Origin of the sequence: Enterococcus sp. 7E2_DIV0204, assembly GCF_002140855.1 — a bacterium.
Classification (GTDB): domain Bacteria; phylum Bacillota; class Bacilli; order Lactobacillales; family Enterococcaceae; genus Enterococcus_L; species Enterococcus_L lemimoniae.
Map to the genome: position 1 here is coordinate 150,002 of NZ_NGKY01000003.1, position 26,618 is coordinate 176,619.

General features: G+C 36.3%; 28 protein-coding genes. 1 reads left to right on the plus strand and 27 read right to left on the minus strand.

Going from position 1 to position 26,618, the window contains the following annotated elements:
- Positions 1-193 precede the first annotated feature (193 nt).
- The 7 genes from A5819_RS17730 to A5819_RS17765 form a co-directional block, all read right to left on the minus strand.
- Complete coding sequence (locus A5819_RS17730; RefSeq protein ID WP_176271506.1) at positions 194-796, minus strand: SprT-like domain-containing protein; 603 nt, start codon at positions 794-796, stop codon at positions 194-196.
- 79 nt (positions 797-875) lie between these two features.
- Positions 876-1,055 (minus strand): hypothetical protein, encoded by a 180-nt coding sequence (locus tag A5819_RS17735; protein WP_086282193.1) that lies wholly within the window; start codon positions 1,053-1,055, stop codon positions 876-878.
- Between the two features lie 14 nt (positions 1,056-1,069).
- A complete protein-coding gene (gene mobP2 / locus A5819_RS17740) occupies positions 1,070-3,130 on the minus strand; it encodes a MobP2 family relaxase (protein ID WP_086282191.1) in 2,061 nt (686 codons plus the stop codon).
- Positions 3,127-3,522, minus strand: a complete 396-nt coding sequence (locus A5819_RS17745; RefSeq protein WP_086282189.1) for a hypothetical protein — start codon at positions 3,520-3,522, stop codon at positions 3,127-3,129. Before A5819_RS17745 ends, mobP2 begins: the two co-directional genes overlap by 4 nt.
- Entirely contained in the window at positions 3,503-3,802 is a 300-nt protein-coding gene (locus A5819_RS17750) for a hypothetical protein (protein ID WP_086282187.1), read from the minus strand. The genes A5819_RS17745 and A5819_RS17750 overlap by 20 nt, the downstream gene beginning before the upstream one ends.
- Positions 3,803-4,057: 255 nt before the next feature.
- On the minus strand, positions 4,058-4,981 hold the full coding sequence (locus A5819_RS17760) for a hypothetical protein (protein ID WP_086282183.1): 924 nt from the start codon (positions 4,979-4,981) through the stop codon (positions 4,058-4,060).
- Positions 4,982-4,993: 12 nt separating this feature from the next.
- Complete coding sequence (locus tag A5819_RS17765; protein ID WP_086282181.1) at positions 4,994-5,608, minus strand: hypothetical protein; 615 nt, start codon at positions 5,606-5,608, stop codon at positions 4,994-4,996.
- A gap of 72 nt (positions 5,609-5,680) precedes the next feature.
- Here A5819_RS17765 and A5819_RS19965 point away from each other — a divergent pair, with 72 nt between their 5' ends.
- Positions 5,681-5,872: a type I toxin-antitoxin system Fst family toxin gene (locus tag A5819_RS19965; RefSeq protein ID WP_254907337.1), complete on the plus strand. Its 192-nt coding sequence runs from the start codon at positions 5,681-5,683 to the stop codon at positions 5,870-5,872.
- A 139-nt stretch (positions 5,873-6,011) separates the two neighbouring features.
- On the opposite strand, the gene A5819_RS17770 is transcribed toward A5819_RS19965, so the two are convergent.
- From A5819_RS17770 to A5819_RS17855, 20 genes are all read right to left on the minus strand, one after another.
- A complete protein-coding gene (locus A5819_RS17770; protein ID WP_086282179.1) occupies positions 6,012-7,013 on the minus strand; it encodes a bifunctional lytic transglycosylase/C40 family peptidase in 1,002 nt (333 codons plus the stop codon).
- Positions 7,010-8,188 (minus strand): toprim domain-containing protein, encoded by a 1,179-nt coding sequence (locus A5819_RS17775; protein WP_086282178.1) that lies wholly within the window; start codon positions 8,186-8,188, stop codon positions 7,010-7,012. The genes A5819_RS17770 and A5819_RS17775 overlap by 4 nt, the downstream gene beginning before the upstream one ends.
- 28 nt (positions 8,189-8,216) lie before the next feature.
- Positions 8,217-8,582, minus strand: coding sequence for a hypothetical protein (locus A5819_RS17780; protein WP_086282175.1), 366 nt, complete (start codon positions 8,580-8,582; stop codon positions 8,217-8,219).
- Positions 8,583-8,610: 28 nt separating this feature from the next.
- Positions 8,611-8,778: a hypothetical protein gene (locus A5819_RS19420; protein ID WP_176271507.1), complete on the minus strand. Its 168-nt coding sequence runs from the start codon at positions 8,776-8,778 to the stop codon at positions 8,611-8,613.
- A gap of 1 nt (position 8,779) precedes the next feature.
- A complete protein-coding gene (locus tag A5819_RS17785) occupies positions 8,780-11,350 on the minus strand; it encodes a conjugal transfer protein TraE (protein WP_254907338.1) in 2,571 nt (856 codons plus the stop codon).
- Between the two features lie 5 nt (positions 11,351-11,355).
- Complete coding sequence (locus A5819_RS17790) at positions 11,356-11,718, minus strand: DUF5592 family protein (RefSeq protein WP_254907339.1); 363 nt, start codon at positions 11,716-11,718, stop codon at positions 11,356-11,358.
- Positions 11,715-13,601 (minus strand): pLS20_p028 family conjugation system transmembrane protein, encoded by a 1,887-nt coding sequence (locus A5819_RS17795; RefSeq protein WP_086282173.1) that lies wholly within the window; start codon positions 13,599-13,601, stop codon positions 11,715-11,717. Before A5819_RS17795 ends, A5819_RS17790 begins: the two co-directional genes overlap by 4 nt.
- A complete protein-coding gene (locus tag A5819_RS17800) occupies positions 13,598-16,435 on the minus strand; it encodes a type IV secretory system conjugative DNA transfer family protein (RefSeq protein WP_086282171.1) in 2,838 nt (945 codons plus the stop codon). The genes A5819_RS17795 and A5819_RS17800 overlap by 4 nt, the downstream gene beginning before the upstream one ends.
- A gap of 10 nt (positions 16,436-16,445) precedes the next feature.
- Entirely contained in the window at positions 16,446-18,929 is a 2,484-nt protein-coding gene (locus A5819_RS17805) for a hypothetical protein (protein ID WP_086282168.1), read from the minus strand.
- A gap of 91 nt (positions 18,930-19,020) precedes the next feature.
- Positions 19,021-19,497 (minus strand): hypothetical protein, encoded by a 477-nt coding sequence (locus A5819_RS17810; RefSeq protein WP_086282166.1) that lies wholly within the window; start codon positions 19,495-19,497, stop codon positions 19,021-19,023.
- Positions 19,490-20,830: an FIVAR domain-containing protein gene (locus A5819_RS17815; protein WP_086282163.1), complete on the minus strand. Its 1,341-nt coding sequence runs from the start codon at positions 20,828-20,830 to the stop codon at positions 19,490-19,492. Before A5819_RS17815 ends, A5819_RS17810 begins: the two co-directional genes overlap by 8 nt.
- 13 nt (positions 20,831-20,843) lie before the next feature.
- Positions 20,844-21,830 carry a hypothetical protein gene (locus A5819_RS17820; RefSeq protein ID WP_086282162.1) on the minus strand — a complete coding sequence of 329 codons (987 nt, stop codon included), beginning with the start codon at positions 21,828-21,830 and terminating at the stop codon, positions 20,844-20,846.
- Positions 21,831-21,844: 14 nt separating this feature from the next.
- Positions 21,845-22,237, minus strand: coding sequence for a hypothetical protein (locus A5819_RS17825; protein ID WP_254907340.1), 393 nt, complete (start codon positions 22,235-22,237; stop codon positions 21,845-21,847).
- Positions 22,234-22,500 (minus strand): hypothetical protein, encoded by a 267-nt coding sequence (locus A5819_RS17830; RefSeq protein ID WP_086282161.1) that lies wholly within the window; start codon positions 22,498-22,500, stop codon positions 22,234-22,236. The genes A5819_RS17825 and A5819_RS17830 overlap by 4 nt, the downstream gene beginning before the upstream one ends.
- Before the next feature lie 25 nt (positions 22,501-22,525).
- Positions 22,526-22,651, minus strand: coding sequence for a hypothetical protein (locus A5819_RS19970; protein ID WP_254907341.1), 126 nt, complete (start codon positions 22,649-22,651; stop codon positions 22,526-22,528).
- A 93-nt stretch (positions 22,652-22,744) separates the two neighbouring features.
- Positions 22,745-23,446, minus strand: coding sequence for a hypothetical protein (locus tag A5819_RS17835; protein WP_139843337.1), 702 nt, complete (start codon positions 23,444-23,446; stop codon positions 22,745-22,747).
- Between the two features lie 125 nt (positions 23,447-23,571).
- Positions 23,572-24,825 carry a glucosaminidase domain-containing protein gene (locus A5819_RS17840; RefSeq protein WP_086282158.1) on the minus strand — a complete coding sequence of 418 codons (1,254 nt, stop codon included), beginning with the start codon at positions 24,823-24,825 and terminating at the stop codon, positions 23,572-23,574.
- A gap of 15 nt (positions 24,826-24,840) precedes the next feature.
- A complete protein-coding gene (locus A5819_RS17845; protein ID WP_086282156.1) occupies positions 24,841-25,041 on the minus strand; it encodes a hypothetical protein in 201 nt (66 codons plus the stop codon).
- Positions 25,042-25,063: 22 nt separating this feature from the next.
- Positions 25,064-25,378, minus strand: coding sequence for a hypothetical protein (locus A5819_RS17850; RefSeq protein ID WP_086282155.1), 315 nt, complete (start codon positions 25,376-25,378; stop codon positions 25,064-25,066).
- A gap of 77 nt (positions 25,379-25,455) precedes the next feature.
- Positions 25,456-26,618, minus strand: a 1,163-nt coding sequence (locus A5819_RS17855) for an LPXTG cell wall anchor domain-containing protein (protein WP_139843560.1), incomplete at its 5' end; no start/stop codon positions are given.

Here is a 26,618-nt window from a genome sequence, read left to right on the forward strand (position 1 = left end):
ATTTTCTGCTTCTGTATTCTGGTGATAAATCAGTAACATGTCTGCATATGACTGATTCGTTAATTTACTAGTTAGAGAAAGAAATTCTTTCCAATGTTCTTCACTCGTCGTTAACTTTGTAGCGACCTCTCTATAAATATCTTTCACAGTTTGATTTGGTATCACTGTATGACCTCCTTTTTGAAGTTAACTTTCAATTTTCTATTAAAAATTGTGCGTGGCATTTACCACAGATCACATTGACTTCAGACGTAGCCCGAATAATCGTTTCACAAGACGGGCAGACATATTTTCGACTACTTTGCTTTTTTTGACTAGCCGTTTTCTTTTTCGTTCGTGTTGTTCGAACTAGCGGAAGCTGTTGATCTAATTGATTCTCTTTTATAAATGTTTGAAAAGCTGGCGTAGCAGACGTGGCTGCCCATCCATATTGGTCCATTTTTTCAACAAATAAATCTCTTTTTTCGCATTCTAGTTTAAAACGTTTGTTATGATAGGTGCCATTTCGACTGATTTCAGCAATTTCTTGTTCACGACAATACACATGAATCATTTCATGAAGAAGTGTCGCTACAATATCTTCTGGATCTCGATCTAGGTAATCGGCACTCATATTGATTTCATAATAATGTTCAGTAGGTCCTGACCATATTTTTTGAACACTGGCGTGTCCATAACTTTTTAGTGTGCTTTGAACCGTCACAACTGTTTTCGGTAAAAAGCCCTGAAAATACCGATTATTCAACAGTTGAAAGCTATGTTCAAAATAAGATAGAACATCGCTCATTGTCTTCATAAAACAAACATACCCTTTCGTACATGTTAACATAATTTAATTATATATCAAGAATTAAATTTCACATTGATCACTACTTTTATTTCCTAGTATGGTCATCTAGTAATCGATCTTCCCATTCTTGGGCTAAAATTTCATAACAATAAATACAATAATTTTGAGTGATTTCGAACTCATTCAAGTCTTCTCCGCATTTCTCACAATGCGTATATTTTGGTTTTAATTCATCAATTTTTTTTGATAACTCTTTAGGCATCATCAAATTGATCCTCCTTATGATAAAGTTTGTTGATATTCCATTTCTTTGAATGCTTTTTCATTCAAGTATCTCTGAGTTGCGTTTTCCAGTTTATTCATCATTTGTTTTAATTGACGATCGAATGCATTTGGATCTGAAGAACTATGTCCACCTTGACTACCTTTAACATATCGATTTCCTTCAATCTGAACACCCTCTTGATTTCTATAAACAAATGCTTTTTTTTCTGCAGTTTTCGTTTGGGAAACATCATACATCGGTACAGGAACAAAGCCAGCCAATCGTTTATGCTCCCCTTCTCCCTCAAATACTGGCGCATGAATAATAATAGGGCGTGATCGTTCTGAATCAATAATATCTTTGCCTGCCAGGCGCCACTGATTTTCGCCATAGATAAATGTAGCATTAGGATTTTGTTCAAGTATCCCTTCTCTATTTTTTCGAGAAAAGGAATTAATATTATGTTCTTGCTTTTGTTTCTGCTTGGGTAATTCTGATTTACTTTTCTCTTGTCCAACAATCAGAACATCTGCCGAAGAACTAGGAACGGCGAGATAGCCTTTGATCGTTTCATTCTTAACCAGCTGAACGGGTTCTGCATGTCCCTCTTCACGAACGACAACACCTCGTTTTTCTATTGAACGTTTTTCCTCTTCATCGAGCGCAAACAGCTTTTCTCTAATTTCTTCATTGGTTGGTGTTCTAGCAAGAAGGTCTGCTTTCAGTTTATCTAGTACGCCTTTAATAAGCGGTTCATCCAATGCCAGTGCTTCATATTGGTTTAATGCTTGATACAGTTCGTCAGAGTTAAATTCTTCTTGTACTTCAGGTGGTTCGCCTTGCAATAAGTTTGTCATGTAGTATTCGTATTCATCAATGTCCTCTGATCCAAATAGATCCTCTGGACTTGGCAGTTCACTCCGAACACATCGCTCTTCTTGTTCTAGTTGTTTTAGATCCTCTAATGTGAAGCGCTCTTTAGATTCTTGATTGCTTTGTTTCTTGGAAATTTCTTTTAACTCATTTAACACAACGTTTCCCAACGTATGATACAATCCGTTCTTTCCATACAATTTATTCTCTAGGTAGGTTGGCTCATTTTTGGGGTTCCCGTATGCCTCTTCATACGTATTACTGATTGGCTGAACACGTTGAATAAACGATTCTAGTTCCTCTTTCGCATAGGTATTCAAGTATAGTGTCACGACACGATCAATCTCAGGTTTAAATTTTTGCCCTTTCGCATAACCATATGTCCAACGTCGTTTATTCGTTGGTAGCTTCAGCTGTAACTCTTGGACCGATTGACGGAAAAGTTGTTCCTTCAGTTTTGGCACATTTGCTTTTGCAGTAGTCGTTAAACTTTTCATCTGATCGTCTACCTTTATGAGTTCATGCTGCATGTTCAACAGCTCATTTACGAACTTACTTTTCGCTGAATTAATATGATTGATTTTTAACTTTCCTTTGAACTGCCAACCAGTATTTTCAGGATTCTTTTCATCCTTGTAGTAGATCCATTCACGAGTTGGATTTCTCTCAACCATCCCAACATGAACATGAATATGTTTCGTATTGAAATGAATACTGCCCAACCATTCTGCATTGAGTTCCGCTTTATCAACAATTTGCTTCATCGCTGAACGGGTGGCATCATATATTTTTGCTTCATTGACTTCATGTTTTGATTGATCCATTAATCCTTGTTCTGCTAACCAATCATTACGAAAGCTAAAGACGAGTTGCCACAATGGTGAGCCATTATCCTGTCCTTCCATGAAATATTTTTTTGTATACTGCACATCTTCGATTGGCATACGATCGTATCGCTGGTTGAATAGCGACTTTGTTTTTTCTGGATTAGACATGTAATCAGTGTACCGTTCAAATTGACTTTCTCCGGCACCATCAATCACGTTTACACCATCGACATCTTCGAACGCATTGAACTTATCAAAATTTTCATTTCGTACAGCTTCAGACCTACCCATGTAATCAATATATTCATCGTACGTATCAGCGTGAGGCATAACGAACACACCCGTCATAATAAGCCCTGCCGTCTTCTTACTCATTCACTTGTTCCATTCGCTTTTGCTTGTTCCAATTGTCGAATGATCTCTCTATGGTTTCGATCAGATACGAACTTCTCTGCCTCAGACAAAGCAAAAGATTTTTGTTCTTCTAACGAGACAAAGTTTTCATAGCCGTTGATCTCACACATGGTATTCAACACGTTCAATTCGATTTCTTGGCTGACGTGAAGCTCAGATACCATTTTTTTCATTGAACGTAATAGCGATAGTTGCTCGGCTTCTACTTTCGTCCGAAGTAGTTCTCCCTTCTCATACAAATCGACTAAGTCGGCAATCATGTCTCCATTTGATTTCTTTTTCTCATCTGATAATCGTGAAATGGCATCGTGGACTTCTTCTTCCATGTAATAGTTACGCTTTGTTTTTGCCATCGCTTGATTCCTCCCGTTCAATTTTTTCTGTTGGCATTTTCAACAAGCCCAACTCGGCATTCAACAGAAGCGTATTATAGACAGCTTGTAGCCCTTGAACGACTTTTTCCAATGACTGACGATACAAAGCAGACGCTTCTGATTCGTATTCCTCGTAGGCTACTTTTGTTAATACATCTCTCAGATATTCCTCTCTGCTTTTGTATCCTTTTTTCTTTGCCATTAATGTTAATCTGTTCGGTATTTCCTGTGTATCGTAGCTCACTTCTACTCTTGGCATCCCTTTTAGCCACCTCATTTCAATCTGTTTGTTCTTAGCACTCACTTATTCGTTCCTGTTTGTTGTAAGAGCATAAGGGGTTTCGTCGGGAGACAAGCTCCCGGCCCTTGCAGTGCAAGGGAAACCCATTCCGGAAAGATTCTGGTAATTCGCCCCATTCGACCCCTAGTTTCGCCCCAAATTCGCCCGACTTTCGCCCCATATGACCCCCAATAGGGCGTAACTCGACCCCCATCGATTCGCCCCATCCGACCCCTAGTTACTTTCTTCTGTTTCATACGTAGATTTTCGATTTCGCTCGATCAGCTTTTGTTTCTTTTCTTCAAGTGAATCTGTTTGCTTATCTAGTTCTACAATCGCTTGGTTGTATGAATTGATTTCTGACTTAACTCTGTTAATTTCCTGATCCAATTGCTTAATTTGTTCCTTTGTTTCATAAGATTTTTTCTGTTCTAATTCTTCCATTTTTTCATTCAATAAACGAATTTCTTTTTCAAAAGAAGAACGATTTTCCGCCGCTTTCTTCATTAATTTTTCGACATTGCTTAATTCTAAAGACGTCACTTTTATAATATATTGATTTGTTGATTTCGGTTTAACATCTGTTGATTCCGCCATTTTTCTGTAATCAAAAATAAAGGTCACTTGTTCTGTTTTTTCTTGACGGTCTTTTAAAATATCCTCCACATTATCGGTCAAATAATTCATATTAATTTGTGGTTTTTCTTTTGACGTGTACCCAAAATCAACGACTAATTGTTTCCATTTTGTAGGAATGTTTTCGAGTTGAATCAAGTAATATTGATCATGAATGTTGGTCATTTTAGAAGTCACTAATTGCTTCGTTGCGTTCTCTCCGACGACCGTTTCATACTTTATGCCCACTTGTGTGACAGGCTGTTCTATTCGAAGTAGCACTTCACCATATCTTGTTTTTGGGTTCATTTGTTTTTCAATCACTGTCACTTCAGAAGAACCGACAGATTGAGCACTTTTTTTCCCTGTTCCTGCATCAATTATTGGACTGTCATCACCAAATATCTGACGACTAGATACGATAAAAACAAGTCCAGAAACGGTTAAAAAAAGCATTACATAATAGACTATTGCTTCACCCTTTTTACCAAGTGACGACAAACGATCAGTTAATCCTTTAGGTAAAATTGATCCTACTTTCATCCGCTATTCCCCTCACGTTGCATAATAACTATTCGGCATTGGTTGATTCAATAAACGTAGTTCAGAATCATCAATCTGCCATTGATTCTCTTTATTTTTAGTACAAACAATCCGTACTATTGTTTGAGCATTTACAGGTGGATTCTCTTCATATTTTGTTTGATAGATCATAAAAGCCATGACGACTGCTTCACCTGTGACAGAGTCAAAATTCACATATGTTTTCGCCGTCACGGGTGCGGTAGTTGCTATATCTGTTCCTTCTTGGTAATCATATGCTTTTAACAAATTCTTTTTCCCAATTTCAGATAAGAATGGTTGAAGTTCTTTTGACTTTTCTTCAAAGGTTTGTTCTGAAGTATTTCGATAAAATACCGAAATAAACTCAGTACTCAGTTCCGTTAACGCATCAAACTCTTTTTGATTCTCTGTGTTTCCTTCTACTTTTTGAAGCTCCTCTGGTTCTCTGACCTTTCTTGAACCCTCAGTAGATTCAGTTGACGTTTGAACGATTGTTTTTTGTTCCTTAAGTGGTTGCCGAGGTACAAAAAGAGACATGCCTATAATACCTAGACACGTCCCAATCATGAGTGACAAACCGATCAAAAGAATGCTCTTTTTGTTCATAGATTGCCTCCTATATTCAGTTGGATTAGTATGTTTTTGATTGTTTCTTCGCAAAATTTATCGTTTAACTAGGTGATTTTCTACTGTATTTTAAAGGGGAATCTGGTACACTTAGTACTGGTCGCTTTCCTTTCTAGCGATACGTTTTTCGTAGAAAGGAGGTGTGCAACTTTGTCATTACTATATTCCACGTTGATTGCTCCGCTTATTGTTGGAGTAATCCTTGCGATCTTCAAAGTTTGGCTTGATAAGCGGAACAAATGAAAGCGACCGTAAGCCAAAAAAGAACCCCCTCACTGATCAGAGTGAGGGGGTTTGGTGTGCAAATTGTTACTACTATATTCACTTAGTAGCATACAACGATTCCCCTCTTTTGTCAATTTATCAGTATGGTAAAACAGCGTTATTTCACTAGCCGACGGATTCCTGCAAAGTGTTGTTGCCAATATGGATCAGTATGATTATGATAACCCACACCACTACTATTACTACCATACATCGTTGTTTCATCAATATAAAATTCAATATGAGAAATGAAATCAGGAGCGCCGTATGTCCCTCTAAAGAAAATTAAATCACCGGCTTTTGCTTCTGATTTTTCTACAGGTACAGACTGTTCCCATTGTGTCACAGTATAAGAAGGAAAGGTAATCCCATGTTGCGCATATGCCCAAGAAATGATTCCACTACAATCAAAACCCATTGCTGGATTCTTCCCCCCAAACACATAAGGCTGACCATCAAACGGTAAAATCGAATCAAGAATTTTTTTGAAATCACCCGTTACGTTGGCCGCACCATTTCCATTTCCTTTTTTCAAATAGCGCCACACATGATCGATATAATCTGGATCACCATAACTTCCCCATCCTTGAATTGCCGCTTGCATAGTAGAGAATTGTTGCGCCAATGACTTACTATATTTATGATCATGAGGCTTCATGAATGAGATAAAACCACCACCGTAGTTATACGCTTGTACAGCTGTTTTTAGACGTTCTTCGCTCTCTTCAACCTTTTTCTCACCAATCGCTTTTATATTGTTCCAAAGGACTTTTACGCCCTGTTTAATACTTGTTTTTTTGTCTATTTGATTCGGTAAGCTATGCCCCATACTTTCACTGGACTGCATCACGTCTTCAACACGGCCGCCGCTTTCTTGCATACAGATAGCTAGTAATAAATCGATATATTTTTCGGGCATACCGACTTCTTTCATTGCATCCAAAAAATCCGGACGCAAGGCAATCACTTCAGGAGATAATCCAGAAGCAGATACACTAAATCGTTCTTCTGGCTCCATTGACGTTGTTGCAGTTAAAGACGATATAGTACCAGCAATCACTATATAACCAAGAAATAATGTACTACCAATAAGAATAAGCTTTATTTTCAGGTTTCTCATGTGACTGTTACCTGCTGTGATTGTTCCACTTTTTGAGTATGGGTTTCATTAACTAATCTTGTGCGAATAGCTTTCGCTTGCTCATATTCTTTCTTTTTCAATTCTCGACTAGCTAGTTTACCCGTCTGCTTCAGTTCCAATTGCTCATTGAAATCGCCATTCTCAATCTTAGGTAAATGTACCTTTAAATCATAGGTTTGTTTATTTTCTGGATCAGAATCATGCATTTCTTTTACTTTTTTTAAAAACTCTTTTGCATTTTCATCATTATTCACACACATAATTACCGTTACTTTTTTATCTTCTGGATAAGCTTGTTGGATCTCTCTAATTCGTTCTTCTACAGATTCCCATTTCAGCCCTGCCATTGAATGGAAAAAAGTATCACTTGGTATTTGTTCTTTAAACAGTTCTACATAGGAAAGTGCCTCTAATGGTGCTTCATAAACAAATAACTTCGGTGATTCTTTGAATGTAGTATAACTAGCAAAAAAGAAGCCTCCTGACGTTTTACTGCCATTGGAAACTCCTTTAAATGTTGCTCTATCTAATTTTTCATCGGATAAATCTTTTTTATTGATTCGTTTTTCTACTGGCTTACGATAAATCCCCATCACATCTGCACCAACAGGTGTTTGGTGTCCGTCTGGCACAAATTCGTACCATTTAACCAGGATATTATTTTTAGAATCCGAACTAAAGTAATTGTTCTTTTCAAACCAATCGATCATATCATCAGAAATAAAGCGAGAGCGTAAATAATCTCGACTGGCTTGTGATAACTTACCTGTATCACCAAACACCCAATTATCAATCGAAAATGGTTCTTTTTCTCTTTTTTTAGGGGATCGTTCATAGGTATACTCTTTACTTTTTCCACTTTGAAAGTGTAGCAGCTGTTGCACGGATTGTTCATAAGGTTCTTGGAAAAATCGCATAGAAAATTCAATAGAATTATCAAACGAACTCAATTTGTCCTGTTTCTTTTCGTCATATTGCGAAAACCATGTAACAACCCCCGTCTGATCATTAGCCCGCAACGAATCATGTTGTTCATGTTGCCACGTCTTTCCGCTTACTTGCTCAAATGATTCGCCACGATAAAGCATGTACTCAAACATATTCGCTCGCCGTGCAAAAGTCAGCTGTTTCTCTGTAAATACATGTTTTTTCAAGATTACACCTCCTGAAATTTTTATATTTTTAACTATTTTCTTCTGAATTAGCTTTTGTTGCAATTATGAGTGATACAAGAAATGAGTAGGCATCACTCAAGGCTTTTTCAGAAAGATAAGATAATGCTAACGAAGACCTAGACTGATTATTAGACAGTTTTTCTTTGTAAATTTCATATCCTGACTCTTCACGCTTGTTACTTTCTGTGCAAAAATTTACTAATTTAGAAAATACATTATCTTGAGTAATTATTTCTTCATGTTGAGTCTCTATATAGTCAATTATCGCCACTAAAAAGTCATATGAAGCTTTTTGATAAAAAGGATCGAAATGTTCAATTGATACACTAGAACAAAGTCTTCCATGCAAATTTTCAACCTCTAATTTTTTCATATTTAAATAATCCTCCTTAATTTTCGTATTAAAATACATATGTGACTAGCATTGATACGATATACAGCATCACGACAAAAAGAAACAGATACATTGTTTTTCCTGTCTCCCTTTTCTCATTCGGATTTCCCAATACAACACGCTTTGACTGATTTTTAAGTTTCTTCCAATCTATTTTCAGCCGGATTTTTTTCATCTTAAATGCTCCCTTCAAATATTTTATTATCTTTCTTACTAATTTCACGTTTGAAAGGGATATTAAGCGTACCTTTTATATTTAAGTGAGCTTCCCCCTCCTCTAATTTTGTAATGGCTTGTAAATCGGATTTACTCACTTCTTTGCCAAAAACACGTTCCAAGTTAGGTAATGAAGAAGAATCCTGTCTGAAAATATACCGGTACGTAGATAATTTATACAGATTCATAACGGCTTTTGAAATCGGGCCCATGTTTCCATTCGCATCTGTATCAGGGAAACAGTCATTAATATCATGTACTGCATAATGCTGACCAATAAAGATTTTACGACCTTCACGATTGTTTCGATCCATTTGTTTTAACAACTCAATATTTTCCGACCGAATCGGGTTATGAAACTCATCTGAGACAATATCCGTGTATATGATATCTTGTGCGCTTTTCTGATTCGTCAAATACAAGTGTTTTTCTTGTTGCCCAATCCGAACGGCATGTGAGTAAACCATGTTGTATAAGTTAAAGTACTGCGCATTGTATACTTCACTATCCTGGATATTTAACAAACTTTCTAAGTTAAATGCTACTAGTTTTTGCTCAGCTAAAGAAAATGCTGTATAGGAGTTAAAAATATCACCATAGGAATCAATCATGATATCTAATCCATTGATAATATCTTTGATGAGTGTCTTTTCTGTTGATTCTGTTTCACTTATTAGGAATTTCTTCATTCGTTCTCTGAAGTCACTGTATAAAGGATATTGTTCTGGATCATACTGCGTAATTTCATCAATAGCTAATCGCTTGTTGTCAATCCACTCATGGTAAAATTGAGTGAGATACTTTTGGCTAGCATTTGTTGCACTTCGAGTAAGATCAGCTGCCATAGATAGTATGATTTTCATTTTTGTAATATTGGTGACAAGTGATTGCTTATCTTTAATCGTATTCGTTGGAATATCAACGTCTGTAGGGTAAATTTGCAAAGGATTAATTCGTGGTTCCCTGGCATCAAAATGAAGCCCTCCAGACGCTTTTACAAACGTTTCTGATTCATTTGAAACCATAAACATAAATGTATTATTGCCTAACAGTCGATTACTTTTCGCTGTCGCTTTAATCTCTGTAGACTTTCCGAATCCTTGATTCCCTACATAAAACCCGCCATAACTTTTTCTGGATCGGTCTTTAAAAAATTGATTGATTAAGACTAATCCGTTGCCATACAACGTATAACCTGAGTACAATGCATTCGCATCAATCAGTTTTGCAGAGTTAAAAAAATAACTGCCAGCTAATGATAACGCACGTATTTCCTGCCCTTTGCGTTTTCGTTGTTTTTGATTTTCTGAATAAGAAACAAATAGCGCTCGATATTCAACTTCTGCTTCATCAATAAAACAAGTCGCATGAAACCCATATTTTTTCAAACGATTTTTTACTTCTTTTTCTTTTTCATCCAGTGCTTCCTTTGTCCGCTCATTCAAATAGATACGCACATGGATTAAATCTACGGCTTCGTCATCTTCTAAAATAGTGTCTACCGTTTTATCAAGCTCTTGGTAGGCATTTTGAGCATTTTTTCGGCTAATTTTATCTTTACTAGAATAGACTCGATCTTCATACTCGCCTAAAGAACGATTCAGAGATCGTGTGAATTCCTCATCGGTTTTATCAATATTTTTTATATCAATACTTGAGGTGGTATTTCTAAATTTGAATACGTTATCCCCATAAAAAGGAGGATTCCCTTTTTGTTTATAATCTGTCACATGTAATGTTTTAATATGTCCAGTATTAGTTTGAATAACTTGAGGGTCTTTGGTGTTCAAATTTCCCATTGGTTGAATTTGACTAATAAAAATAGGATCATAGCCCTTTTTATCAACGATACGTTGCGCTTCTTTTGGTCTACCTTCCTTATCATTCCCTGTATACGGTGTTCCTGTTATGGTCGTATCGCCCATATTATGAAGTGAGTGCAGCAGCTTGACTTTCCTCGCCATGCTAATACGTTTCACTCTGAAAAAGGTGCCATTTGTCGATAGGACTGTTCCTTGAACCTCTTTCAATTCCTTTTCATCATCCGCAAAAATCTGTAAATAGACTTCGTCAGTCATGTAGTTATTATTAATATAGTCCAGTTGGTGTAAAGCATACTCCTTTTCTTCTTTGATATAAGGAGTATCGATTGCTTCCGTTAAGGCAAAACGACGTTTCGCATTTTCAATGTTTTCCGTCATATCTGTGGCATTACTTGTACAAACAAATTTACAGTCAAACCCCATAATTCGTAAAAAATCCCAAAATTCTTCAATGGCCGTAGATCGATCTTCTTTTGTGCCGTTTTTAACGGCTACTTGTTCCATTTCAAAATAATCGGTCACACCATAGGTTGTAGCGATACAATCCTCAGAAATAATTCGACGAAAAGAAAGAAAGTCTAAAATAGACTTTCCTTTCACTTTCGGTATCTTTGCTTTTTTCTTGGCTTGTTCCTTTTTTTTCATTAATGGCTTTTCTGTTTTAGAAATCGATCCATCTTTTACCTCTTGATCGTCAATAAGAATCATTCTTTTTATGGCACCTCCGATACATCATATAGTTCTAATTCTTCTTCTGTCTCAATCGATTCATCATAGACTTCCTCTTGCTCAAAAGAAATAAATGGCTCGGATAAATAGGTTTGTTTATTTCTAAAAAGAAGATAGAAAAGACGGTGATAGTGCCGCTTCCCTTTATTTCCCTTACTTGGAAATACCCAAAAAAGATACATTCCTAATAGAAAAATAACTGAAGGAATTTGAAAGGGTTGATACGCTTTTTGAGATAAATCAAGAGAATACGTAATTGCCACTAACCCGCCAATACCGTCAATAAATAACAATTTACCCCAAAACTTCACAGGTGTCGTTATTTCCTTTTGAATATCAAACATCATTCATCACTTCCCTTATTTTTCTTATACGTATCATAATCACGTTTTGATTTTTTGTACTCTTGCCGGTCTCTTGTATATTTCACGAGATCTCTTCCAAGCGCATTTCCCTTACTACCAGATTCAATGACTTTTCCTACACCACTATTTTTCATATGTTTTGGTGTTGTTATCTCTTTTTTCAAAAAAGAACCGATAGGATTTTTCGGTTTTACTGGTTTTTCGGGAGAATCTTTTTTCTCTGCAGAGTTAGGTTTCTTACTAGAAGACCCATCTTCAGTAGTTGAACTTTGATCCTTTCTTTGTGACTCCAACTCACTCATAGGTGACGTAGAGCCAGCGTCTGGATCATTTGTTGGTTCTTCCATATTGGCATTTACGCCATTTTCATTTGAAGAATTTTCTAATGAATCAGACTGGTTGTCTGTTTCTGAAGAATCAGGAAGACCTTTCGGATCATCCTCTGATTGATCTGGTGTAGAAGAACTTTCAGTCGATTCTTCTGAGGGATTGTCAGATTCATTCTCTAACTTATCATTAATACCGCCTTCTTTTCCGTCTGATTCTTTATCAGATTCAGACGATTCTGAATCTGATGGTTTTTCTGAATTTGAATCATCATCTTTGAAAATATCATCTAAATCTCCATCCTTTTTGTTACTAGAAGGGGGTTGTAGATCCTTCAACTCTTGCATTGCTCCGGCAAATATACCTCCTGCACCTGCAGCAGCGTTCACTCCCGTTTCAGCAAGTCCTTTTCCAGCATCTAGTAATTTTCCTGCGCCCATCCCTGCTAGAACACCGCCTGCAGTAGATAGTCCCGCATCTACACCTACTTGTTTTTGAATAATTGCGGGGCCGTCAAACAGTACCCATGCCCCACCAACATACAAGAGAGCTTTCACTAGAATATGTTCACTCCCATTGCTAACATAAGTATTAAAGGCAATATATAAATAAAACATTACCATTAATGACGATAATGTAATGAAGCCTATAAATATCTCAAAACAAGCTTGCTTGAATTTCCGTAAATCTCGAATATGTGCAAAAGCGGTAATATTTGCCCATATATAGTTAAAAGCAATCTCTATACCCAACCGTCCAGCCCTTATAACAAAAAGCCCTGTTGCACCAGCTAAAGCAATTAAGGTGATTAGCACAGGTATCCAAAAGACTCGCCATCGATAATAGGTCGGTACAACCATTAGTTTGACAAAGAAGTCTAATACACTATCGGAAGATTTGATTTTTTTTGCTTCATACCCCTTACCACCAATCTTATTTCTTGCTTCATAAGCAAGAACACCATCAGGATCTACTTTCTTAGGATCTGTGATTCGTTCATTAATATCAAAAAAATTGATATCTTCTAAATAGTTTTTCTCTTCCAATTCATCTGTTGTCCACCCTTTCGCTCCTAATTCATAGATATCGACTGTGTTCGTTTTAAACGTTTTAAATCCCAGTCCACCTTGGTCTTCAACAACATCACCTCCAATGGCTTCAGTTAATCGAACACCTTGTGTAACTAAATTAGGTAACATAGATAATGTACAGATAATCAGAAAAACATTGAGTGGAATATTTCTCATTTCCGCATTTTTCCCTAAATACAAAACAACCCCTACAGCCAATATGGCAAGCCCTAAGAGTAGGTTTTGAATTGGTCGCAACATAGCCATTAACTCTGTTACAGCATCGTTATTTCTGAAATTTAGCACGCTTAATATTTGAGTGAAGTTTCCGGTAATGGTGTCCACAAACCAGATCAAACCTTTTACAAGCATCATCCCTAGTGAACGGAGTATATTTTGTGTCATATCTCCTATTTGAAGATATTCTGCAAACTTCAGTAGGATCGCTAAAATTTCATCTTCATTCATGAAAGAGTTCCCCCTCTCATTTCTTCAATTTTTTGGAACATATTCTGACAAAGTCCATTTTTTTCATTTGAAGCTAAAAAAGAGAGCATGGAATGAATCGTTTGATTTTCAATGATTGTCTTAAACTCTTTCATTACGACTTTATCTCTTAAGTGCGTAATCCTTAGAACAATATTTAATTTCGTCCGTTCATCAGAGGTGAAATAGTCCTTTACTAATTGACTTTCTGCACCTGTTGGAAAAACAGACAATAAAGTTTGATACCACTCTTGCTTAGTTTGTAGCTCTTTTTTCTTTGCTTCATCATAAGCTAGTTTCATCTCATTCGTTGTAAATAGAGCTAATTGTGACACTTCTGAATCACCTCTTTTCTCTTTCTTGGAACGTAATTCTACAGGGGAAGAAATGGTTTCTGGTAATGAGTCAAACAAAGATTCCTGATTGCTGTATGCTTTTGTTCTTGTTGTTTGATCCATTACTAAAGAAGGCGTTGTTCTTTTTTCTTCTTTCTGCACCCCTTGTAATGTAATAAGTAAATCTTCCATTTCCAAATTCATAAACTCATTGTTTACCGGTATTTCTTCCCAAGAAAGTACTTTATTGTTTCGATACTCATAAAACGGCATCATATTAGAATCAGAACCTATGCTGTTATAAATCGGATACTGATAAATCGGCTCTCCATCCAGATCATCTACATGAGATAGACGTAAAACTACCGTTTCTGATTTTTTCAACCGTTCGAGTTCTGACGCATACATCAATTCGATCCGTTCGGAACTCTCTGTCTCTGACGTCTTGGTGCTTGACGGACTCTGTCTATGTCTCGTTTTAGAATAGTTTGAACGTTTTCCTAAACGTTCCGCTAAATACTTATTCGTCTCCAAAGAACCTGAACGAATATACATCAAGTTCCCTGTATTCCCTACAATCGTCTTTTTCACTGGTTCAGAATACAATTCGGTCAGTTGCTCTAAGTCTTGCAATACCAGGTGGAAAAATAAGCCTTGTCCTAATCCTGACGTCCATTTATTTGCTAGATTTGCCACACCCATACCCAAATTACCAGCTTCTTGAATAATGTAGTGAATATCTCGGTACGTTCGTGACGGTGTTTCTAATGTGCAGCGTTTCTCATTCACTAGATAAGTCTGTTCTAAGTACAACATGCCCAGGGCATTGTTTCCTTTTTCTGACTGGCTCATAACAATAAAACATGCCACAGGCTTATCACCAAACCCAATGTCTTCAAAATCGAATCCATCGTCTGTAGCTGACATTTTCGCATTCGCTTCATTCAGAAATGGTTCCATATCCCCATCAAAATGAGTAACAACGTTCCCTAACGTTACTTCTGCTGGCGCACTCGCCAAAATAGCATAGTAATATTTTCGAGCTGGGTGCGTCATTGGTAATTCTAAAAAGAACGTATCCAGTGCTGTTTTACCATCATATTTTTTTAATAATTTATTTTTTTCAATTGGATCAGTTGTCAGTCTGTCCAGGTACTCAGGGGTATCTTGCGAAATACGAATATTTAACATCTCATTTACTACGTTATAGATCGCATAGGGATTAAACTTAACTTGTTCATCTTGTCGGACCGCTTGATCTGCGATCGCTAGTCCTGTTGCCATAAACAAGTTATGACATGCCTTTATCCAAAAATCACCGTCTTTTTGATTCCCTTTTCCTTGAAAGAATGTTAAAGCACTACTTTTTAACGCATTCTCTGCTTCAGCTAAAAAACGGCTGCTTTCATGTTTGTTCGTTTTCTTTAAGGTGACATACTTCTTATAAAAGTTATAGACAACGGACAGTGGATTATACGGATCAGAATAATACTGACGAACAGTATTACAAATTCGAACAATATAATCACGTTTGCGCAGTGTGTCATACCACATCCGTGGTTCATCCCCTTTTGTGGCAGTCATAACGAAAGAAGGACGATCCTCTATTCGTTCCGCTCTTGATAAAATATCAAGAAACGGATTAATGAAGTATACGTCCTTTCCCCCACGTGTAATGGCTAATATAATCGAATTTGACGGCTCTTGAGCAATTAAGTAATAAAACTCTTTTGGTTTGGCTTCAGGAATCGTCAGCTCATCGTATAGCTTGATTACGTGTTTCCCTTTTGGCACAGCTGCATGTCCATGTTGCTCTCTTGCTTTGGCCATTAACGATTCCAAACTTTCAGTAGTAAGATCACTTGTTTTTAACTTGATTTTTTCTTTCGCTAATGACGATTCTTCGAACAAAGGGATACTTTCGATAGGTTTGTCTACTTCTACTGATTCTTGTTGTCGAACTCGCTCACTCAATGCATATGGAACACGACTAATAGGAAAGCCACCTTTCCCCTCAAAATAGTCTTCACCTTCACATAACGGGTGTACAGGAACCGCATAATATTGATTCAGTAGGTTTTCCTCTTCTTCCCACTCTAGTGTTCCCTGAACATATTCCTCTTCCAACGATACAACCCCGTTATAGAAGTCATAGGTTCCTTTTATTGCAAGACCAATATATAAGCCAATTAAGAGTACATAGACTATTGGATAATAAAAAATACTCCCATAATTCAAAAATGAGAGCTTGGATATTGGCGTACTGATCCCCGTTAGCAGACCACCGTTTTGAGAAGAAACATAAATTTTAGTAAATACAACGTTCAATAAGAAAGTGACAAGCAGAAACAACCCTATATTTAAGCCCCATAAAAGGTCTTTTCGTGCTAAATGACGAAGAGGCGATTGTTTCGCCTCTTCATAATTTTTTCGCCTGTTCCGTTTTCCTTTCGTTTGACGCTCTTTTGAAAAAAAGTTCATTTCTTCACCTCTACATCATCAATTGTTGCACCAGCGCTCTTTCTTTCTTTTGTTCTTTTCTCTCTTTTTCTTCTTGTTTTTGTTCCTTTTTCTCAGAAGTTGACTGTTGATAGTATTCAGCCGAGACCAGTTTTAGCATTTGTTTCTGTTCTCCTCTAGTTTGGCATAGAGCTTCTTCCTGAATGCTTAGGTTGATTTCTGGATTGAATTCCTGGACAACATCAATGGCTTCCAATCGATACTGCATTTGTTCAAAAGAGTTGTTTTTTTGATCATAAGCAACAATTTTAGAGCGCTCATCGTATGTCAGAGATTCACCTTGTAAGAATTTTGCGTATAAATCAATGACCTCTTCTTTTTCTAATAAAATAGAACCTGACTCTTGAGTTTCTTCAGCCAAGTCCTTTTTAGATTCTTTTTTTAATGGATTTTCGGAATCTATGAATTTACTAGGATCTAATTCCATCTGTTCCTGATACGTAAATGTCGTTTCGGGGTGACGCCCAATGATTGAATACACATCATGAATGGTCGTCTCTTTGTCTGACCAGTTAAATGACGATCCTACAGTAGCATGATAGATTGTCTCTAATTCTATTACTCGTTCTTTGGGAAATTCCGCTGCTACTTTTTCATATTGCTTAGATTTTGTATCATCCGTTTCATAAAAAATGAAATCTTCATGCATAAAGTAAGTTTCTAGTTGTTTATCATTAAGTGCTTTAACGAAATTCTTTTCATCTGGATTGAGCTGATTATAAAAGTCTAAAAATCGTTCATGTTTCCCGAAGTGAATTGTTTCAGCTCTTGCTTGATTCTGAAGTGCTTTTTGCTCTGCTATTTTTTTAAGATCAGTTTCTTCAGTTAGCAATTCTTCTGAATCTTGAAAGACCTCATTTTCTTTAGAAAAATCTTTTTCAGTTGATTCTACTTCATCTAAAAATTTTGCCAATTCTTGAGTTTCATTTTCTATCTCTACTACAGCTTGAATTGCCATCTCGTATTCAAAATGTTCTACATTTCCGAAAATGAAATCAACCTCATCCAATTCTGCTGCAGTCAAACTCCCTTTTAACGTTTCAATTTCCTTAGCTCTCTTATCTGATATTTCTCCTATTTGGTCAATTTGTTTCAAAATTGACTCACCTTCTTTTTCAAAAGAAGCAACGCTTTGCAGCTGACTTTCAGAGTAATTCATTAGTCCTTCATTTTCATTCAATACTTCTGATAAATGTGAGATTTCTTCCTGATGAAAACTATATAGGTACACATTTTCTAAATATTCTCGTTGTTGGGTAGTTAATTGACTAAGAGTAGTTACAAGAGATTCTTGATCTGAAACTTGGAGTCCCTTCCATTCTTCAATAACTTTTGGGAAACTATCCATGTGTAATTGATCAAGCTCAGCTCCATCCACACTTGTAGAGATATATTCACGATACATTTCTTTCAATTTTTCTACCTGTTCAGCATCCAAATTGCTAGCCTGCTCTTTTAACAAATCACGCTGCTGGTATGATCTACCTTCTACAGTATCCGAATATTCATTACTCAGAAGCTCACGGTGAAATTCATTGTACGTATTCAAATACAATTGTTCCTCTTTTGGTAACGAATCATACAGCGCAACAAATTGATCTTTTTTTTCCTTGTTTTCTTGAAGAATAATTGACTGTTTGGGAAATTTTAAATAGTCTTTTAAACGATCAACTTCTTTAAAAGTTGGATTTACATTATACTCAAAAGGGAAAAATCGGCTAACTTTCGTCTTATAATCCTCTATAGATTCCTCTACAAATTCATTTATTTTCTTTAAGGTATCAGAAGAAAACGTTGCTCTAATCGATTCTGCTTCGTTTGAATATTGAATGTCTCCTGTTTCTTGAAAAGAATTTTGATTCTCTAAGTAGCTCATTACGTACTTATCCGGGTAATCTTTTGTTGTAGGTAACGCATAAAATTCGCCTTCCCATTGATCAAAACCGTACTCAGTGTCCAAAATGAATCCTTCCCAACGGTCTGGGGAAAGTACCTCTGTTAGAGAAGGAAATGTTTGATTTTTCATATAGGTTGCCGTTTTCATATTTGATAGATCAAGTTCATATCCCCGATATTCCTGATACGTTTTCTCAAAATTCTCAAGAGTAACTTTTTTAATATATTCTTGAATTTTTTCATTGTATTTATCATTTATTCCCTGGACCATACCTTGTAATAATGGTTCTTCTATCATAGAAGGCGCTGTTAACTCTATTGGTTTGTGCAAATACAATTCTTGTTGAGTTTCTACGCCAGCTAACGCCCCACTTAAAGAATGGATATATTCGTCATTATTTCTAATTTCTTGTCGGTTACTGATCCTGCTAAATATATTACTTTTTAGGTGATTTTGAGCTTCAATTGATTTTTGTAGTTGCAGCTTCCCAATTTCAACGTACTTTTTTAACCATTCTTTTTGAGAATTTTGAACATTTATTGTTGAGCCTTTTCCCACTTCTATTCCCCCACTCTATATTTTTTGTTCATAAAAAATAAGTTAATTTGTCAGCACCCTGAAGAAATTTTTTTACCTATCTTTTAACTCGCTACAAGTTGTTGCTTAACTTAACAAGAGTAGACAATGCATTTACTAGTTCTGGGTTGGTCTTCGTTTCCTCCTTGTTAGCAATTGCAATAATTAACTCTTGTACTGATTCTTTTGATTGTTGAGTCAATGATTTTGAAAAATTCTGCTTTGTAGACTTAAAAAGAGCACTTGTTCCATATTTTTCTTGAAATACCTTTATTCTGATTTTTTCCTTCCTATCTTCAGGGGGAACCAGAGTAATACAAATACGTTCCATAAATTGATTAAGATCCATTAATTTTTCCATATCTGCTTTTGAACCTTGTTCAATAATCAATTCTTGTTGCTTTAACAACTTAAGTAGCTGTTCTTGATTATATCTAGCTGCTTTCCTTTCCATTAACTCCCTTTCTTTTCGGAACTTCCAAATTTCACCTATTATAAATAGGATTACTACACCAAAAAATAGATAAAAAAGAACTCCTGGATTACTCATCAGGAGTCACTTCTTTTTCTGTTAACTTATTGATTGCTTGAGACAGCTCTTGCACTAAAATATCAGCTTGTTCTTGTGTCAACTCATCATTGGATAATGCTTCCCTTACTTTAGAAAGGATACTATCTAATGCTGCTAAACTTTCATCCGTATATAATGTACGATCAATAGAAGCTGCTTCTGCTTCTAAGGCTTTTAATTGTGTTAGATCTGCTTTTTTCTGTAATCGATTCATTGCTTCTTGAAGTTCTTTCAGATATTGTTCATTTTCAACTTTTGTATAGGTGCCACCAACTAGATATATAGTCACTTGATCTAATTTATTTTGGAATTGTAAACCAGTAGTCACAGTATAATCAGAAAGACTAATTCTTTTGGCTTCAGTAACCAATCGTTGTAAGTACGCTAGACTTAAATAAGGTTCTTCTTTTTCTTTTAGAGAGTCAATTGCTTGTTGTAGTTTCATTTTGGCTAGATCGATTGTTTCTTGCGTTACCTCTACAGTCGTAAGTACTTCATTGACTTGCGCTTTGGCTGCTTGGAATTCAGCAACACTTTCATCGGTGTAAATATCCGTCTTAATTTTTTCACTTTGGTCATACAAAGTCTGTAAATCAGTTTTATTTCCTAATAAAACTAATGCATTCAATGCGTTTTGAAGTCGATCATGTTGATTATTTACAGCTGTTTGAGAATTTCCTTGTTCATCGATCATACGTTGTGCAATTATTAATTCTGTTCTAACTACTTCTGCACCAGCTGTAAAATAGTTTTCTAAATGAATCGATTCCGCTTGTTGTACTAATGCTATCAACGCATTATAGTCTACAATCTCTACTGGTGGATTTGGTGGCGGTGTTGGTTCAGGTTCTGGATCAGGAGTAGGTTTTGGCTGTGGCGTAATTGGTTTTGGTTTAATTGGATCAACGGGCGTTGGATTCACTGGTTTAAAATCATTTACTACTGGAAGAGTAATTGGTTGAGCTTTGGCTTGTTTTTGTTCGTCCTTAATTTGATTATCCAATAAATTTAAGGCTGTTTTTCTTTCACTTTGAAAATTTGATCCAGAATCACTTCTAAATGTTTCAACTGAACTAGAGGACGTTTCCGGCTTAATAGTCGGTCCCATTGTTTTTTTTGTTGCTGATTTTTTAGGGATCACTGGTTCAGCTTTTTCTTTCTTTTTGATTGCTGGAAAATCTCCCTTATTTACTTCTTGTGATTCATTTTCTGACGGATAAAACTGTGAGTAGCCAATATATCCACCTAAAGCTAACACGCACACTAAAGCACTCCCTATAACCGCAGTCTTAATGTTCTTTGTTTTTTTCATTTATAATGCTCCTTTACAATTCTGATAGCGATTGTTTCGCTTCGTATAAATCATCAATTGCTTTCTCAATCTTTTGTTTATTTTCAGACGGTTTTTTTTGTAATGTAGCAATCTCTTTTTCTTTTTCGTCAATAATTAGTTGATATTGTTTATATTGTCGTATAAATTTTTCCAATTCTGGACTGTTGAGCGTATGTTGAATTTCTTCCGCTTTTTTTACTTGCCCTTCTTTCAAATAAGCATAACCAACCAAAATTTGTCGTGTCTCATCATGTTTAAATAGCTGCTTGTTTTTCTCAAAAGTAGAAATTCCGACATCATATTGATAATCGAACATAGCCAAATCAAACGTTCCTTGCTCTGTAGGATATTTTTTTTGAAAAGAAGAAAGGTCCTTTAAATGCGTTCTACCTTCTTTTTGAACTATCAAAAACAGCTCATTTTCAACCTCTGAAATTTTGTCTGGATATGCTTCAGCGGCTTCTTTAAAATTTTTCTTTGTTAAATATTCTTGTAAAGAAGGCTGCTTATCTTTTTGATCGCTTAACACACTTTTTACAGCAAATCCGCCACCAATAAATAGACAAGTAAAAAGAAAAACAATCCCTATTTTTTTAATAGGGATCGTCCACTTTGGCATTTTCGGAATCTGAATTTGCTTTCTAGGCTTTTTTATTGGGGGTTCTGACAAATCAGATTCAGATAAACTTGCCTTGATCTTTTCTTCAATTTCCTTTCTGTCTCTACCTGATATTTTTTTCTGCTTCTTATATTTCTTTAAAACAGAAAAAATATCATCGGTAACGGTCAACTGTCCTTCTTTTGTAAATTTTCCTTTGTAGAAAGGTTCATTTTCCGCATTATAAAGAGCAAACTCGATATACTCCTGATCCTGCATATTTTCACTTATCTTTTGGAACTCCGAGTACGTTAACCGTTCTTCTAATTCATAGTGATTAAAAAATTCTAGATTTGACGATAATACTTCAACGGTTATCATTTAGTACGCCCCCTTTAACCGCCGACATTGCCCCAAATTAGATCTCTCAAACTTGTCGCATTTAAGATAACGGCAGATCCTAAAATAGCACCGAACATTAATTTTTTCCCCCAACGACCTAATTCTGTACCGAAATATTGACTTGCACCAAATAGCAGCAAGCAAATAAACAAGGCCGAATTTCCGATAATTTTGATAAATTTATTTGTTTCAGTTTCAGCTAATGTTGCGCTCGACTGAATATCAGCAAAAGCGGTGATCCCACCTGAACAAAAAAATAATAGTCCAATAGCTAAGCAACTACTTGCCACAATTACACCATAGTATTTTTTCTTTCTTAAACGATAGTATGTTGCTTGAACAGTAATAACTGCATTTGTTGCCCCTTCAGCAATTTTCTTCATCATGTCGTTTTCCCTCCATTTTGTTGTTTTGCTTTTTCTTGTTCTAATTTGTTACGTTCTTCTTGCTTCAGCTTATTGATTTTTTCTTGTTCAATTCGCTTTGCTTCATTTTCTAACGATTTTAAGATCAAATCTTGACTTTCAACACAGATATCTTTATGAATCGTATAAAGATATTCATCATAGTCTTTTCCTTGAATTTTTAAGACTTGTTGCGCTTGCTTTTTCATTGCTTGTTGCTCTTTTTGAGTAGGTTTTACACTCATCCTTTACACCTCCAATCGTGAACGACTATTTGAACCGTCCTGTTTTTTTCTTTCTTTTATACAGTTGTGATCCTACTTGGTAGCCCATAAAGAGGACCAAACCAATCATTAATACAAATCCTATATATGTTAAAGCTGTCAAAAGTGTCATTTTATTTCCTTCTCTCTTCTTTTTTAGTTAATAATAATTTTTTAGTGCTTATCTCAATGGTGATAGAATTAAAGTTCTTTCTTTACTCTTTTTTTACATACCGTGAGTAATAACCATCGGAGCATTCAAACGAGTTAACTGTTCTGTAATCATTGAATACTTCAAGGCAACTGAAACCTGTAATTCTGCCTCGCACCCACTAGTTTGAGAATATTTGTTAGGTGCAACCAAAAATAGATCCCCATTTTGATTATTCCGATACGTAACTCCTGTTTCGATTACTCGTAAAAATGAATTCCAATCGCTACTAAAACCAACTTTCCGACTACATACATCATTATTTAAGGATTCGTTTGTTGTAAAATCTAATATAAGCATTTGTTTGTCCAATCGCTTCCAAAATTGTCGAATACAAAAAGTCATTGTCAGAAAACAGAATATTCCGCTTGCTCCACTGGCAATCATATCCTTTGGTATCGCTTCAATGGAGGTATTTGAAAAAATTACATCTGTTTTCAGGTATTTACTACCAGTCATGAGGACAACAAATAGTAGCTGTTTAAATACATTGTTCCATCTTTTGACTCTATCAAGCTCTCCAGAGTTTGGCATTATTAGTTTTCCTAAACTAATAAAAAGCCAAACATGACGACTCAGAAAAAATAATGAGACGCATGCTGAAACGATTGCTTCACTTTGTACATTCGTAAGTAACCCATTAGAATTATTAGTAAGTTCAACGTACAGATAACTCATAGAAAGGGAATAGGCTATAATAATCAATCGAAATTTCATCGTGTATTTCACTACATATATTAGATTTAACCACTGAATACGCCAAAATTTTCTATTAGTTATTGTATTTTTAAATTTCCGTATATATTCTCTTGCAATTTCCACTTAAACTTCTCTCCTTTCATTTACTTAGGCGCGGTATACGTCAACATGCCCACATATTCGGCTTGAATCGTGCGAGTAGATACAACGTTAAGCCCTTGTGCATTCATTTCTGAAATCAAGATTGATCCGTCTTCATTAACTTTCTCTACGAAGCCAACGTGACCATACGTAGGATCTGCGCCTAATACTCCAGCTGGAAATGAAACAGCTGTACCAGCTTTAGGTGTATTGCTTACTTCATACCCTCTGGAAACTCCTGTGTATCCCCAATCTTGACCGTTTCCCATGTTTAGATCCACATGGCCGCCTAACTGAGTAATGCGATTGTAAACGTATTGAGTACAATTCCCCCAGGCATAACTATTTCCTGTGTCATAATTGACATTATTGTATGGTTCAAAATCACCACCGGGGACGATTTCACCTTTTGCGTGATCGTATTGTGTTAAGTTGTACGTTTGGATCAACTCATTTAATTTTTCACCGTACTGAATGTCGGTCGCATAGGTTCCTGTTAGTGCCTCTGTAGCGTTTTTGTAGCTTTCTGAATGGCTTTTCCATGTCCCTTGATAAAACAATGGTGAACCGTCGATTCCATCTGTAAGAAGCTTAGAATAGTCCTCTAAAGACTCTTTAACAGTCGGATATTTTCGGAACGCTGCTTGTACTTGATACAAATTTCCCGATCCGTCGTCTTCTTGCGTGCCAAACGTGACGAACTGCCCTTCATAATCACCTTTGATTCCAAATAAGTTGTTGTATGGTTCTTGAGATAACTCACTTCCGCCTGATCCTGATTCCAGGATTGCCTGGGCGATCATAACTGAAGCAAATAAGTCTTTTTCTTGCCCTACAGAACGTGCCTGTTCACCAATACGGGCGACAAATTCTTCTGTGGTCGTGTTCTTTTCAAAATGAATAGCAGCCGTTTCTACTGGAATGGTCACTTCATTGACTGGTGGTGCTTCCTGAAACACTTCAGCTGTCGGTACTTCTACCACTTCACTAGGTGTAGGTTCTTCTGAAGGAATCGTTTCGTTGCTTGATTCGGTCTTTTCTATTGGCGGACGTTCTTGTGTCGATTCAGTGGGCGGTGCGATTGGCTGACTAGACGATTCTTGCGTGATCGATTCACTTGTACTTGTTTCTACTTCTTGTGCCTGCTCACTAGATTCTAGCGGTGTTTGTTGCACTTCTTCCGCAAAGGTCGTCAAAGGTAAGCCGCTGCTGAATAATACGGTGGCTAAGAGTAGGCTTAATGTCTTTTTTTTCATGAGTGCCTCCTTGTTTTATATTGCTATGAGATACATTGATTCTCTTTGACGGGTTAGTTTCCTGTTTAATGTGTCCAGTTCCTTACGTAATTGGCGATTTTCTTCTTCTAGACTTCTACACTCTCGTTTTTCCTGTTCCAAAGAATAAAAGCAATTCTTGTATTGCTCTTCTAATGTTGCTATACGTGCCATGACTTGATTTCCTTTTTGACACATCGCAATTTCCCTCCTTTGAATGTTAACGTATGATAATAAACCCTCGTGGTGAACGAATAATTCGGGTGTAATCGATCACTTGGACATGCCCACTTGGGTAAATAATGCCAAATGTTTTAATATGATTCTTTGCCCCACCACGTTTGTAATACGTATCCGGTCGCTTCAAAATAGACGTTGTGATAATATACAAGATTGTTTCTGATTTTCTGATATATTTTCTTTTTCGGTCCAATTCTTTTATAACAAAACGATCCTGCACATACAGGTATCCATTAGAATTGGCTAAATCTAGGTCGTCAATCGTTACACGCTCCCTTTCTGCTGCTTCTGACATAGTGTATTCCTCTCTTTGATAAAATAAAAAAGCGACAAACTGATTAAAGTTCATCGCTTCGCTGTTGATATAGTAAATTATGCCACTTCGTCTGTTTCTGCTTTCTTGAAGACAAACAGAAAACCAACTAATGCAGCAATAGCAAATCCAATCATCATGAATGTTGATTGAATGGTTTCACCCATGCTTGGTAGTGTTCCTGTTTTTGTTGGTGTGCTTGGTGTTACTGGTGTTTTAGGTTTCTCTGGTACTTTTGCAGTTTCAGTAACTACGGTTTGATCTTTATTGTATAGATCTGTTTCTTCAGCAATCACTTTGCCGTCTTTATCTTTGGCAACGTGGGTAGCGACTAATGCTTCCCCTTCTTTTAGAGTATCTTTTTTCAGATCCAATGGAACCTTAAATTCTTCATTTTTTTCTTTGAATGTCTTATCGGTTTCATCCGTACCAACAACACGTTGATTGATAATGACACCATTATTGTATTTAACCGCTACAAATTCAGTGTAGAATGTCATAGGTGTATTAACCCAGGCGTCAGTTACTTTTACTGTATCTTCCAGCTTGTTGTCTTTGGTTGGATCGATTACTTTTTTACCGTCTACTGTTGCAAATAATGTCGTAATTTTCATAGGAATTTTTGTATTTTCCCAATTAATGGTACTGTTTGTTTTGTCTTTTACTTCTACGATCATTGAATGTGGTTGATTTGGTGAAATTGTCCAACCGTCAGGATATTCTACTTCTGAGAAGCGATATTGTCCTTCTTTTAGCTTCAGTTTGTTCGTTTCAGCGCTTGTATTGAAGGTAAAGTTCACGTCTTTTGTATTTTCGCTTAATCCTTCAACATGAATTTTAGCGCCTGTAATATTTAAAAGGGAAGAGAGATCTAAATCAGATTTCTTGTTAAAGTCAATTTCACCAGTTTTTAACTCATTCTTGAAAATACCTAAGTCATACGTTGCTACATCAACTGTCGATACTTCATAAGGAACATTAAATGTAACGGGTTCAAATTGGCGGTAGTTTTCAGGTTCGTTTATTTCGTCAAAAATGTATTCGTTTTGTTCACCGTTGACGAAAGGAATCGTACTCTTTCCTTTCCCTTCAACATCGGTTAACATAGTATCAAGGTATTCTCCTGCTGGTGTTAGGACTGTCTCTTGGTCGGGTGCAGTCGTATCATTGTTGTTTTTATTCGTGAATTCAGCGCCTTCTAGGGGAATATCTTTATATACTG